At 63.6% G+C, this 13,105-nt stretch carries 9 protein-coding genes and 1 pseudogene; 8 read left to right on the top strand and 2 right to left on the bottom strand.

Annotation, left to right across the window (positions count from 1 at the left end; genetic code table 11):
- Positions 1-3: 3 nt before the first annotated feature.
- From C4900_RS09590 to C4900_RS09575, 4 genes are read left to right on the top strand one after another with little or no spacing between them, the layout of a single operon-like run.
- Positions 4-663 (top strand): formate hydrogenlyase, encoded by a 660-nt coding sequence (locus tag C4900_RS09590; protein WP_065971747.1) that lies wholly within the window; start codon positions 4-6, stop codon positions 661-663.
- On the top strand, positions 660-2,108 hold the full coding sequence (locus C4900_RS09585; RefSeq protein WP_114282995.1) for a hydrogenase 4 subunit F: 1,449 nt from the start codon (positions 660-662) through the stop codon (positions 2,106-2,108). The genes C4900_RS09590 and C4900_RS09585 overlap by 4 nt, the downstream gene beginning before the upstream one ends.
- A gap of 19 nt (positions 2,109-2,127) precedes the next feature.
- Positions 2,128-3,675, top strand: coding sequence for a hydrogenase large subunit (locus C4900_RS09580; protein WP_065971745.1), 1,548 nt, complete (start codon positions 2,128-2,130; stop codon positions 3,673-3,675).
- A 5-nt stretch (positions 3,676-3,680) separates the two neighbouring features.
- Positions 3,681-4,184, top strand: coding sequence for an NADH-quinone oxidoreductase subunit B family protein (locus C4900_RS09575; protein ID WP_065971744.1), 504 nt, complete (start codon positions 3,681-3,683; stop codon positions 4,182-4,184).
- A 156-nt stretch (positions 4,185-4,340) separates the two neighbouring features.
- Here the strand turns inward: C4900_RS09575 and C4900_RS09570 are convergent, their stop codons facing one another.
- Positions 4,341-6,179 carry a putative bifunctional diguanylate cyclase/phosphodiesterase gene (locus tag C4900_RS09570; protein WP_170132499.1) on the bottom strand — a complete coding sequence of 613 codons (1,839 nt, stop codon included), beginning with the start codon at positions 6,177-6,179 and terminating at the stop codon, positions 4,341-4,343.
- Positions 6,180-7,132: 953 nt separating this feature from the next.
- Positions 7,133-9,073: a penicillin-binding protein 2 gene (mrdA, locus tag C4900_RS09560; RefSeq protein ID WP_170132498.1), complete on the bottom strand. Its 1,941-nt coding sequence runs from the start codon at positions 9,071-9,073 to the stop codon at positions 7,133-7,135.
- Between the two features lie 325 nt (positions 9,074-9,398).
- Here mrdA and C4900_RS09555 point away from each other — a divergent pair, with 325 nt between their 5' ends.
- From C4900_RS09555 to C4900_RS17280, 4 genes and pseudogenes are all read left to right on the top strand, one after another.
- Positions 9,399-10,022 (top strand): hypothetical protein, encoded by a 624-nt coding sequence (locus C4900_RS09555; protein WP_141689371.1) that lies wholly within the window; start codon positions 9,399-9,401, stop codon positions 10,020-10,022.
- 475 nt (positions 10,023-10,497) lie between these two features.
- A complete protein-coding gene (locus C4900_RS15865; RefSeq protein WP_141689370.1) occupies positions 10,498-10,839 on the top strand; it encodes a hypothetical protein in 342 nt (113 codons plus the stop codon).
- A 49-nt stretch (positions 10,840-10,888) separates the two neighbouring features.
- A complete protein-coding gene (locus C4900_RS09545; RefSeq protein WP_114282993.1) occupies positions 10,889-11,779 on the top strand; it encodes a TolC family protein in 891 nt (296 codons plus the stop codon).
- A gap of 30 nt (positions 11,780-11,809) precedes the next feature.
- A pseudogene (locus C4900_RS17280) lies at positions 11,810-12,970 on the top strand (IS3 family transposase).
- The last annotated feature ends 135 nt before the right edge of the window (positions 12,971-13,105 follow it).

The following is a 13,105-nucleotide window of genomic DNA, read 5'->3' as shown; positions in this document are numbered from 1 at the left end:
GCCATGATGCCACTGGCTGCACCCATCAACCTGCTCGCTGCACTGTTCCTGCTGGTGCTGTTCGCCATGCTCTCCCAGCGGCGCCTCGCCAATCTCATCGTCCTTTATACCTGGCAGGGCGCGATCCTGACAGCGTGCATCGCGATGACCGCCTATGCGACTCATAGCGTCCACCTCTATGTATCGGCACTGCTAAACGGCATGTTGAAGATCGTGTTCGTTCCCATATTGCTGCGCCAACTCGCGCGCAGACTCAATCTGCAATGGGACCGTGAAACCCTCGTGCAGGTCCCGACTGTCATGCTGATCGGATTGGGTCTCGTGATCTTTGCCTTCAATGCCGTACTCCCGATCGCGGCCGTCGCGCACACCATGAATCACGCGATCGTCGGTATCGCTGTTGCCAGCATCCTCTTATCGCTGCTCATAATGATCACGCGTGCCACCGCCTTGTCGCAAGTGATCGGCTTTCTGGCCCTGGAAAACAGCCTCATATTTGCCGCTAACAGCGTCACCTATGGCATGCCCATGATCATCGAGTTCGGCATCGCCCTGGACGTGATCGTCGGGATCTTCATCCTTGGGGTCTTCTTCTTTCATATCCGAGAACAATTCGACACCCTCGATATCGCGCGTATCGAGCGGCGGGGGGGGCCGCGATGATACTGCTCTGGATGGTTTTGATCCCCCTAGTGGGCGCCGTCTTGGTAGGTGCTCTGGGCCGCAAGAATGCGGGATTTGGGCTCAATATCGCCGTAAGCGGCGCCACCTTTATCGCCGCCTGCATCATGACCCTTCGCATGCTGAACGACGGCCCGTTTACGGCCTGGCATCATGAGCTGTTCGTGGACGCCTTGAACGTCTTTCTGGTGGACCTGACCGCATTCGTGGCCTTGACCACATCGGTGTTCAGTCGCACCTACATGCGCGCCGAGGTGCGCCTGGGTCATTTGAACCCGGCGCGTCTGGGCGCTTACCACGCCATGTATCAAATCTTTATTTTCGCCATGCTGCTTGCGCTGACCAGCAACAATATCGGTGTTTTGTGGATGGCCATGGAGGGCGCGACTTTGAGCACCGCGCTGCTCATCAGTGTCTATCGCACGCCCGCGGGGCTTGAGGCGGCATGGAAGTATTTCATTTTGTGCGGTGTCGGGATCGCATTGGCGCTGCTTGGCACGATCCTGATCTATTTCGCGGCCCATGCCGCCCTGGGTGCCCACGGGGCGCTGCTGTGGACGCGCCTCTACGGCGCCCGCGACCATCTCGACCCGGCAATCATGACGATCGCGTTCGTATTTCTGATCGTGGGCTACGGGACCAAGGTTGGGCTCGTGCCGTTTCACGCGTGGCTGCCGGACGCCCATGCCGAGGGGCCGACACCGATCTCGGCTGTGCTCTCGGGGTTGCTTTTGAATGTGGCCTTGTATGCCATCGTACGCTTCAAGGCGCTGGCCTCCGGGGGGTCCGCGGCGTATTGGCCCGGACGGCTCATGGTCGGGTTCGGACTGGTCTCAATCGTAGTCGGCGCCTTTTCTCTGGGCGGCCAGCGTGACGTGAAGCGCCTGTTTTCTTACTCCTCGATCGAGCATATGGGTCTTGCCACGTTCGCGTTCGGACTGGGCGGTCCACTCGCGACCTTCGCCGCGCTTTTGCATATGACCGCGCATTCGCTTACAAAGTCTTCGGTATTTTTTGCAAGCGGCGAGGTGGCGCAGACCGCTGGCACCAAGGACATGGATCACATCACAGGGATCATGGATCGCAATCCGGTGCTGGGCTGGGTATTCCTGGGCAGCAGTCTTGCCATCGTCGGCACCCCGCCATTCGGGATCTTCGCAAGCGAGTTTCTGATCCTGATCGCCGCCGTGCACAGGGCCCCCTGGTCGGTACCGATTTTGATACTGGCACTGGGCGTGGCCTTTGCGGCCATCTTCCGGCGCACCCAGGCCATGGTATTCGGCGCGGCCGACGCCCCGCGGGTATCGACATCCATCTCGTTGCTGGCGCCGTTGGCACACCTGGTACTGCTGGTGATCCTGGGGCTCGCCATCCCCCCGCTATTGGCGGCCTGGTATGGCGAGGCTGCGCACCTCATAGGACCGTGACGAATGGGAGGAATAGGGTATGCCATCCGATCATCTTCCGCCTGACATGACTTGGGCGCGGTTGCCTGGCCCCGTGCCGGCCGATCACGCCTGGGTCGACTGTACGCAGTGGCGCGCGCTGGCGGTCCGGTGGCACGCCGAGGGCGGACAATTGGTCGCGCTATGGGGCAGCGACGAGCGTCCGGCGGGCCGGGGATTCGTCGTCCATGCGGTCGTCATCGCGGCCGGCACGTGGCGCTGGATGAGCCTTGCCGCCGGCGGCGATGACCCGCACTTTCCGGCGTTGAGCGACCTGTTTCGGGCGGCCGCGCGTCAGGAACGCGCCCTTTTCGACCTCCTCGGGATCTCGTGCGCGGGGCGCGATACCCGACCGTGGCTACGTCATGGGGCCTGGGGGCCTGCAGACTTCCCATTGCGCCGCGATTTTGCAGGAGCGCCACCGGGGACGGGCAGCGCCCACCCCTACCCCTTCGTTCCCGTGCGTGGGAGCGGCGTCCACGAGATCGCAGTCGGCCCGATCCATGCCGGCACGATAGAACCGGGGCATTTCCGCTTTTCCGTGGTGGGCGATGAGATCTTGCGTCTCGAGGAGCGGCTCGGTTACACCCACAAGGGCGTGGCCAAGCGCCTCGAGGGTATGCCGCTCGCCGAGGGGGGCCGATTGGTCGGCCGTGTCTGTGCCGACAGCACCGCAGCCTATGCCGGGGCCTATGCCATGGCCGTGGAGGCGGTCAGCGCGTGCGTGGTCCCGCCTCGGGCACTCTGGTTGCGCGCCTTGCTATGGGAGCGTGAACGTATCGCCAACCACCTGGGCGATCTCGGCGCGCTCTGCCAGGATGGCGGACTTGCCTTTGGGCACACGCAGTTCGGCCTCTTGAAGGAACGGTGGCTGCAGACCCATGGCCGGCTCTTTGGTCACCGCTATCTGATGGATGTGATAGTCCCAGGTGGGGTGGCCTGCGATCTGGATCCTACCGCGATCGCGCTCCTCGATGGCGAATGCGCCACCCTCCTCCAGACCACACGGCGCCTCCAGCACATCATCGATGATCATGCCGGCCTGCAGGAGCGTTTCCTAGGGGCCGGGCGCCTCGACGAGGCCCAGGCGCGGGCCATGGGGGCTGTGGGTCTCGCCGCGCGCGCAAGCGGGATCGCGAGCGACCTGCGCGTATTTTCGCCGTCACCACCTTATGACACGCTGAAGACACGCATCTCCATGCGTCCCGGAGGTGATGTCGCCGCGCGTGTCGCAGTACGCTTCGATGAGATCTATGAGTCCTTGCGGCTCATTCATACCATCCTTGCCTTACTCCCGCACGGTCCGGTGTGCGTACCCTGCGATCACCCACAGGGCGGACGCGGGCTCGGCGCCGTGGAGGGTTGGCGCGGCGTGATCTTGGTCGCGGTCACGTGCACATCGAGCCCCGAAAGTCATCATGTTCATATCCATGACCCCTCCTGGCAGAACTGGCCGCTCCTAGAGCGCGCAGTGCTGGGCGAGCTCGTACCAGATTTTCCACTGATCAACAAATCCTTCAACCTCGCCTATAGCGGCCACGACCTCTAATCGCCATGCACAAACTGCTGCGCTATATCCTGAAAACCGGCATCCTTCCACGCCGATCCTCCGGTCACCCGGGATCGCGGTGCGGTGCCGAGGCATCCTCGGCGTCTTTGACCGGCGAGCTCGGACGGGCCCTTGCCGTGCGCCATGTCGATACCGGGTCGTGCAACGGCTGCGAGCTCGAAATCCAGGCCCTCGGCAACGCCGTCTATAATCTTGCCGCCATCGGGGTGCGTCTGGTGGCAAGCCCTCGGCATGCCGACGTCCTGCTCGTCACAGGCCCGGTAGCGCGCGCCATGGTCGACCCCCTGCTCCTGGCGCATGATGCCGTACCCGATCCCAAGCGCGTCGTCGCCTTGGGGGACTGTGCGCGCGGGTGCGGGGTCTACACCGCCAACTATGCCACCGTGGGCGCGGTGAGCCATATACTTCCCGTGGATCTCGCGATACCTGGCTGTCCGCCACCCCCCGAGGCCATCTATGAGGCCTTCGCGACGCTGATGCGTCCCTGAAGAGCGCGCGGGCTGCCCCGCGAGGCCGGCCCCGCTCACAGCGATCATCCTGCCCAATCCGGCAGGCGCGCGCGGATAGGGACAATCGTTACCCGATATAGGATCCCGCGCACACACGATCCTCTTCGCATGTCCGCGCGCGGCCAGACAGGCCCCTTACCATGCGCCGTGCGTATTCTCGAATCGCGGCGCCGCGAAGTAATAGCCCTGTGCCCAATCGATCCCGATGGCGGCCAGGGCATCGGCGCAGGCCTCATCCTCGACCCCTTCCGCGATCGTGCGAAATCCGAGGTCGGCCGCGAGATCCTGGAGTCCGCGAAGGATGCGCCGGCCCTGCGCGGTCTGGACCCGGTTCACGAGCGCGTGGTCGAGTTTGACGAAGGCAAACGGCAGTTCGGCGAGGTAGCGAAAAGACGAGTAGCCGCTGCCGAAGTCATCCAGGGCAAGTCGGATGCCGAAGGCAAGAAACGGGGCCAGTGTCCGACGCACGGCATCGAAGTCGCCCAGGAACTGCCGTTCGGTGATCTCGATGACGAGCGGCTTATCGATGTCGGCGTATGGCAATGTTGTGTGCGTGATGCGATCGAGGAGTTCCTGTACCCGATCGGGGTGATGGAGAAGATCGGTTGAGACATTCACGAAATAGGCGATGGCCGGACCCTGGGCCTTACACGATGTGGCGCAATCCTCGATGACCTGACAGATCATGTCGTGATCGAGCCGATGGAGCCACTGGAAACGGTCGGCGGCCTCGATAAAGTGCTGGGCCTCCAGCACCCCCTGGACAGTCACGATTCGCGCCAGGGCCTCCTTGGCCACGACGCGGCCGTCGGCCAATGCCACGATCGGTTGATAGGCGGGTCGCACCTGTCCCGAGGCCAGCGCAATCTCGAGCTGTTGGGCGGTGGCGAAGAGCCCGCGGCCCTTGTCGCTCGCGCGCGCCAGACGGTTACGGCCATCGCGTTTGGCCTCGTAGAGCCCCATGTCGGCATGGTTCAGCAACTCCTCGAGGTTGTCGCCGTCCGTGGGGAAGCAGGCAAGACCCAGACTCACCGTGGCGCGCGCCGTACGCGCGACCCCGGCCGCAAAGGTATGGCCCATGATGCGCGCGCGCAGATCCTCGGCGACACGGCTCCCGGCGGCACAATCCGTGTCCGGCAGGAGACACAGGAACTCTTCCCCACCCCACCGACCGACCCGGTCCTCCGCGCGCAACAGCTCTTGAAGGATCTTCGCCACGTCCCGGATAACGCCGTCGCCCACCCCATGACCGTAGCCATCGTTGATCAGCTTAAACCGATCGATGTCGAGCAGTAGTAGGCAGTAGGCCTGTTGCCGGCGTTCGGCATGGGTATGGTAACGTTCCAACGCCGCTTGCATGGCCCCGCGGTTCAGCAGTCCGGTCAGGCAATCGAGCGTGGCCAACATGTTCAGGCGTTCGCGCAAGGCTGCCTGGGTCAACGCCACCTGTGCCAAGTGTTGAAACGCGACAAAGGGATTCAGACCGAGACGCGTGAAGTAATCCGCCTGATCAGCATAGATCGCCACGAGGCCCCGCTGATTGTCATCCGCCTCGCCAAACGGAAAACTCGCGCTGACTTCCAGACCATGACGCACGGCCTCGTCGCGCCAAGGCGCAAAGGCGGGATCCGACCGGATAATGGCCATAACGGGGGACCCACTCGCCAATGCCCTAAGACCCGGGCTCAGGGCACGTGTGGCTTCGTCCGCTCCCAAGATAAGTGCCCGGGCATACTCCTCTGCCGGACCAACGGCGTAGATCGGGCAGATGATCGCGGTATCCGGGGGCCCAAGCCACATCCACGCAAGCCGGATGTGACGCGAGGCTGCCACCAGGGCCTCGCAGAACGGGCGCAGGATGCCCTCAGCATCCTGTCCGCGGGCGAGACGGGCCGCGGCCTGCAGCAGTGCCGCAGTCAAGGCCTCGCGCTCGGCTTGCACAGCCGCATCAGCCAGTGGGTCGGCAACAGTCAAGCGGGCTCCCGGAATGAGAATCGGGCTACAACTTCCATTGTAGACGCGATTGCTCAGAATTGCTCGTGACTCAGGAAACGGTTGTCGCATCCTGTCCCCATAAGCGCACGAAGATACGCTGGTGCCGTCGACGCCACACCAGAGGCCGGTCCACCTGCAACCCTCCGCTCTCGCCCACCCAAGATTTCCGGTATGGAGGACATTCTTCATCACCGTCGCCAAGGATTCGATGCGCGGCCGCGTGCCTATTGATCATGCCGCCGCCGATGAATTGGCAAATCGAGGGCCGGGAAGGTGTGCCTGGCGTGCAGCGTGATAAGCGCGGCATTTCTCTCACCGAGATGGAAAAGCGCTTTCCAGGACCGGCGGGTTATCCCGTGTTGTTGGGTGTTATCACCACGGGCCAAGGGCGCGCGGGTGTCGCACTCCCCAGCCACGATCAAACGCAGGGGCGCGGTTTACAAAGCGAACCGTGAAGAGGGCGGCTCGCGGCGCATATCGGCCGGACCTATTGGCGGCAGACGATCGCTGGCCTCGTTTGGGGTCGGGTCACGATACCGAAGGAGCGGTTTGGCGATCGCCGCAGGAGCGCCCAGGAACAGGTATGGCCATGGATAGACCCCGCACGCCTGTGTGACAGGAGACCCGAACCCGATGATGCGGCCCATAAGACCGTGCCATAGGAGATGGCGCCCGTTGCGCGCGCACCTGTGCCAGAGCTCGCACATAGAGAGTTGTGGAAGGCGCGCATCACCGCGCCCGCCAGCATCTGTCGGCCACTCCGCAGACTTGTGTCCCTGGCTCGTGGGCCTATCCGGTCAAGATGCGGTGTCGCCGACCCCGCGAGGCCCGGATCAACGGGCCCGCCCAATAGGCCCCGGCCCTTCCAGGAATGGCTGAGGCCGGTGTGATCGCGGCAACCCCGCCGTCGGTCGTGGGGCCCATCGGCCCCATCAGCCGGCCTGGTCCTCCGACCGCGAGGGTGCCCTTCGCGTGCGCGCCTCAAGCGTCTGCGCGCGCGCACTTAGGCGCTCCTTGGCAAAGCGCGCTACCAGGGTCTTGGGGGCGTGGCGGACGTGCACGTGCCCCAGCAGGTCCAGATTGATGAGCGCCCGAGCAATCTTTGTCGGAATCGCGGAATGCAGCCCGAACCCTGCATGCTCTAGCACCACTGCTACCACGATGCGAGGGTCCGGGACCGGGGCCATGGCGGTAAAGAGCGCATCTGAATGGAGTCGCGGGCCTTTGTATTTGCCGTTTGCCGGCGCGCTCCAGAGCTGTGCCGTTCCTGTTTTTCCGGCCACGGCGTAAGGCAGCCGATGGGCGATGATATGCGCCGTTCCCAGGGATCCAGAGATGACATGTGTCAAGTCATCCACGAGCAAGGTATCGCTATTGGGGCGATGATGGGGGATCGCCGGATCGGCGTGCGGCTTCTCATAATGAACCGCTTTGGTGAGCGGGTTCTGCACGGCCCTCACCACATAGGGGCGCATACGGACCCCATGATTGGCGAGTGCCGCCATGGCATCTGCCAACTGCAATGGCGTCACCAGTAACGGCCCTTGTCCGATGCCGGTGATAATGGTCTCGCCCTCGTACCACGGTGAGTCGTGGGCCTGGATCCATTGCGGCGTCGGTACGATCCCTGCCGACTCCCCGGGCAGGTCGATGCCCGTGACGTGTCCGAACCCAAAATCCTCGAGATAACGCGCCATGCGATCGATGCCCATGCGATAGGCGAGTTTGTAGAAATAGACATCCGAGGACTCCTCGAGTGCCTTTTCAAGCCCGATGCGCCCCATGCCCCACGGCAACCAGTCATGAAAAATGTGATTGTTGCCGGGGATGTGCCAGGTTCCCCGGCACAAGACACGGCGATGCGGATGAAACCAACGGGTTTGGAGCGCAGCGTAGGCGTAGAACGGCTTGATCGAAGACCCCGGCGGGTAGAGGCCGTTCAGGACCCGGTTGTCCAGAGGCGCGCGCGGGTTGTCCGTGAGTTTGGCATAACGGCGCCGGCTAATCCCCAGTACGAAGGGGTTCGGATTATAGGTGGGGCTGCTTACGAGCGCGAGTACCGCCCCGGTGCGCGGATTCAGGGCCACCGCGGCCCCGCGGCGCCCCTTGAACATCTGCTCGGCAACCGCCTGCATCTGGGCGCTGATCGTCAGATAGAGATTGTCGCCGGGGCGGCCGGGCACGCGCTTTAGTACCCGCACCAGCCGCCCTCGGGCGTTCTCCTCGACGTCTTTATAGCCCATATGTCCCATGAGGTCGCGCTGGTATAAGCGCTCGATGCCAGTCTGTCCCACGTCGTGGAAGCCTGCGTACCGGAGGGCATGGTGCGCTGCCTCGGCCATGGTGATCGGGCCCACATAACCGACTACCGCATCCGCCAGGCCATCCAAGGGATAATTGCGGCGCAATTGCGCCTGCAGGCGCACGCCCGGCAATTCCGGCAGGTGCGCCGCCAGGCGCGCGGTCTCGACGCTCGTCAGATTGCGGCGCAGGGGCAGAAAATCCGCGGAATCGTGCGTCTGCACCTCGTGCCGAAAGCGCTGGAGATCTCGGCTATCGAGGCCAATGAGACCCTTGAGGTGGGTCAGCAGCTGGGTAAGATGAGGAACGGCGCGCGGTGCGATCGATACGGTATAGGCCGGAAAATTGCCGGCGAGGACCACCCCGTGGCGATCCAGAATCAGACCGCGCGCCGGCGGCAAGGGTACCGGCCGTGTCAGATTGTCGCGCGCAAGCGTGGCAAAATGGGCATGCCGCCCGACCTGGATGTAGGCCAAACGCCCCACTAGGACCAGCAGCAGTGCCAACGCTACGCCCACGGCGACGCGGATGCGTGCCGTAAAGAGCTGTCGCTCCTCACTCTCTTGGGACAAAAAGGCCTTCGGGTTCACGGACTTTGTTCAGACAACCGCCAGGGCACACAAGAGAAGGGTATCACGCGGGCACGGCATGTACCATGCAGGATCCACAGGGGATCAATGTGCGGCAGGTCGCGTGGCGGCGTACATCGCCGGCTTGCGGCGCACCATTGGACCTGTCGATAATAGAGGCGGCGGCGTCGGCCGATACACGGTGCCGGGACGTTTCCGAACGATGGTCTCTATTCAAGAAGCGGGCCTATGCGGGCACTCAGCGGTCGCATCGTACGGCAGGGAACATACGCTGCGTACCCACCTTTTCGTATGGAGGATTGAATCGATGTCAGGCCAGCAGTCACGGGCGCGCCACCTCCGCCCCAGGAACCTGCGAATAACGGCGTGGGTGGGGCTTGTGTTGGGCGCATTCCTCGTCACCAACGCGCAGGCACAAGGCACGAGTTGGCAACAAAGCGGGACGCTACTCTATCAGCACATAAGTGGGCTTCATTGGGTCGCGGCCGGCCACGGATCCAAGGTGCTCTATGACTTCATCGATCCTAATTCGCGGCCCAACCACGCGCTTTTCGAGCGCCTGGCGCCACTCATAAGGCGGGATCATCTGACGATCCGCCAGATCCTCGTGGCCTACATGTCACCCACGAGCACCGGCAAGGCAGCCGCCATCTTGCAATCACGGCAACCCTTGCGGGTGCTCGATAAAGGCGAAACACGCTTTGCGCGCGCGACCGGCGCCGACATCACACCCGTACCCGTGCAGGCCCAGACCCTACGCATCCTGCGCCAGGACTTCCAGGCCTTGACTGCGGTCGAAGGGAATCCGTGGATGCGTTTTGCGCCGATCCTAATCTACCGGGCCAGGGACGGTCGCGTTCACGTCTTCCAAAGACGCCTGACGAACGCGCGTCTTACGACGATCATCGCCTCGGTAGATCCAGGGTCCTGACCACTGCTGTGTTGACGAGGCCGAGGTTCGCGGCCGCCATCTCGAAAGCGCCACACCGTGAGCGGCGATTGCGCGCCGGAGGCTGAATTGCTCCGTCGGTTGTCATAAAACATCGCGCAGCAGCGCCAATTCACTGTGGAATAAAGCATGAGCCCGGGCGGCGGGGGTACCTCCCGCGCACATCTCGGCCCAGCGTCCCGACCTATTCGAGTCGAATTACACAGTGAGTTCTTGTCGGCCGGTCTTGCGACCAGAGGGTAACGGCATTCGCATCGGTGCCCACCAAGCCCGGAGGGCCCACCGGCGCTTGGTCACTTCTAATAGGAAGTGTACGGAAAAAGATCGAGGGTCCGGGGGCGAATGCGGCCCGATCACGGGCGGCGATATTTGGCTGCTTGTCCCGTCTCTGCCCGTACGGCCCAAGACGACCATCTTCTTCTTGACCATTCCGGCGTCTTGTTGCCATAACCGATCGATGCGAGGTCGCATTCTCCGATACCTCAAGTACCTACTAGTCCCCCTGGTCCTGACTTCATGGCTGGGGGCGCTGTGGGCTTGCGCCGACCGGCACGGTCATCACCCGACGCACGAAGGCCAGGCCTGCACGGCCATGCATAGTGCGATCGGACTGCAAGCGCCCGCCAAACTCGCGAGCGTGGCGACTGTCCTACCTGCCATCATCGTGGCGTTCCTCGCGATGACGGTCATCCTCGCTGGCTTTTTCTCGCTGTCCACCGATGCGGTGCCGCTGTCCGAGCACCGCCGCCACAGTTCCGCGCAGCCCAACGCCCCACCCGCCTTGGCCTTCGTCTCGTAGATTCGTGGCGCCGCCTCGCGGCGCATCCTGAGTCCCATGAGAAGGCCTTATGCGCGCTCGATTCCATCGGCGCGCGCTTGCGCTCGCCCTGATTGGCGTGACCGGGCTTGTCCCGGTCCCGGCCCACACCCTGAGCCTCACTGCCGCCGAGGCCCTGGCCATGCGTCACAACCCGTCCCTGATGGCCGACCGCCACGGCATCGGTGTTGCCCGCGGCCTGGCCCGACAGGATCGCCTTTGGCCAAACCCGCGGCTTAGCCTCTCCGGCGGTACCGGCAATGCGACAGGTAGCCCAGGCGAATTCAGCGCTCGGGCCATGCTGACGCAGGCCGTCCCCCTGACTTCACGCATCGCCCGCCACGCCGCCGTCGGCCGGGCCGGTGTACGCGAGGCTAACGCCCGTTTTCAGGTTAAGGCGTGGCGAATCCGCAGCCTCGTGGTGCGTGCCTACACGCGGTGGCGTAGCGCCGCCTACGCCGTGACCGGGGTCGACCACCTAATCGGCAACGAGCGCGTGTTGATGCGTCTTGTGAGGGCGCGCGTGCGCGCCGCCCAGATACCCGCAGTGGGGGCGAGCGGCGTGGAGCTCTTGGGCGCCCAGGCGCAACTGTTGCGTCAGACTTGGCGTACCCGACGCCGTGAGGCCCAAGCCGCGCTCGTGGCTGCCATCGGCTACCCGTCCCCAAAGGCCCTGGCCGGCCCCGGCGCCGGTGCTCTGGCATCCCCGGTGCCCGCCGACGCCTGGGCCACAGCGCTCGCTCGCCGTCCCGACCTGCGATTGGCCGAGATCGATCGCCGCTACTGGGAATCCGTACGCCGCTATCAACACGCCCGGCGGCTCGGCTGGATGACCGTGGGCGCCGGTGTCGAGCTCGACCGTCAGGTCCTGCACGGAGTGCCGATGTCTGATCCTTCCCCGGTCTCCCGGACACCCGGTTAAGAGAATAAACTCTTGACCTCAGGTGAGATGATGAAAACCAAGAAGCCAACCGAGAAGACGACTCGGAAGCGTTACAGCGACGAGTTCAAAGACCAAGCCTTGAAGCGCGCCGAGCGGGATGGAGTGGCCCTTGTGGCCCAGGATCTCGGGATCGCCTTGACCCAAATCTATGCCTGGCGGCGCAAGCGCCAGATGGAGGGCACTGTCACCGAGGCACAGCGGTTGAAGGAGGCCTGGGTCGTCCGCCTAGCGCGCGGGATAGGGCGCGCCTTAAAGAGGAGAACGCGTTTTTAAAAAAAGCCTCAGCGTACGGTAAGCGAATCAGTCGAAGTGAAGTACGCCCTGATCCGATGCCACGAAGGGGAGCATGCGATCGCCCTTATGTGTGGCCTGAGGTCCGTTTCTCGCAGCGGTTACTACGAGTGGCGGGACCGTCCCACCCGACCGCGCACGAAGGCCGATGAGAGTCTTGTTGAGGCCATACGGCGCATCACCAACGACCACAAGGGGGGCGCCGGTTCGCCGCGCATCACCTGGGCGCTACGTCACGAGGGGTAGCGGGTCGGAAAGAACCGTGTGGCGCGCCTGATGCGCCAAAACGCGCTGCGGGCCAAGGCCGCCCGCACGTTTGCGGCTGCGACCCACTCCGATCACAATCTGCCGGTGGCGCCCAATCTCCTCAATCAGGACTTCAGCGCGCAACGTCCGAACCAGAAGTGGGTTTCGGATATCACCTATATCGCCACCGACGAGGGATGGCTCTATCTGGCCGTGGTGCTCGATCTCTATGCCCGCACAGTCGTGGGCTTAGTCCTGTCCGAACGGATGACGGCCAAACTCACCTGCGATGCCCTGCGTATGGCGCTCTGGCGGCGCAAGCGGCCCCGCGGGGTTATCCTCCACTCCGACCGTGGCAGCCAATACTGCGCGCATGACTATCGGCGTCTTCTGAAGGCCTATGGCCTCATTGCCAGCATGAGCAAGAAAGGCGACTGCTATGACAATGCGGCCATGGAGAGCTGGAACCACAGCCTGAAGGTCGAGGCCATCCATGGAGAACGCTTTGCGACACGTCAGGAGGCGCAGAAACAGGTTTTCGAATACATCGAAATATACTATAATCGAAAGCGCCTACACTCCGGTCTCGGGTACCTCTCTCCCGAGACCTTCGAGCAGCGGCATGTGGCTTAACTGAGTGTCCGTGATTCTGGGGAAAGATCACCGGGCGGCCGGTGGCGGTTGGGTGAAGGAGCTGGCGGAACTGATTAGCGAGGGCAATCTGCGACACCAACTCTACGCGCGAGACCGACAACGGCCGTCGCCCAT

Source organism: Acidiferrobacter thiooxydans (assembly GCF_003333315.1).
GTDB classification, from domain to species: Bacteria; Pseudomonadota; Gammaproteobacteria; order Acidiferrobacterales; family Acidiferrobacteraceae; genus Acidiferrobacter; species Acidiferrobacter thiooxydans.
This window is presented reverse-complemented; position numbering and strand designations above follow the sequence as displayed.

Coding starts and splice junctions, on each gene's coding strand:
- C4900_RS09590 (WP_065971747.1), top strand. CDS start 4: ATGATGCCACTGGCTGCACCCATCAACCTGCTCGCTGCACTGTTCCTG.
- C4900_RS09585 (WP_114282995.1), top strand. CDS start 660: ATGATACTGCTCTGGATGGTTTTGATCCCCCTAGTGGGCGCCGTCTTG.
- C4900_RS09580 (WP_065971745.1), top strand. CDS start 2,128: ATGCCATCCGATCATCTTCCGCCTGACATGACTTGGGCGCGGTTGCCT.
- C4900_RS09575 (WP_065971744.1), top strand. CDS start 3,681: ATGCACAAACTGCTGCGCTATATCCTGAAAACCGGCATCCTTCCACGC.
- C4900_RS09555 (WP_141689371.1), top strand. CDS start 9,399: ATGTCAGGCCAGCAGTCACGGGCGCGCCACCTCCGCCCCAGGAACCTG.
- C4900_RS15865 (WP_141689370.1), top strand. CDS start 10,498: ATGCGAGGTCGCATTCTCCGATACCTCAAGTACCTACTAGTCCCCCTG.
- C4900_RS09545 (WP_114282993.1), top strand. CDS start 10,889: ATGCGCGCTCGATTCCATCGGCGCGCGCTTGCGCTCGCCCTGATTGGC.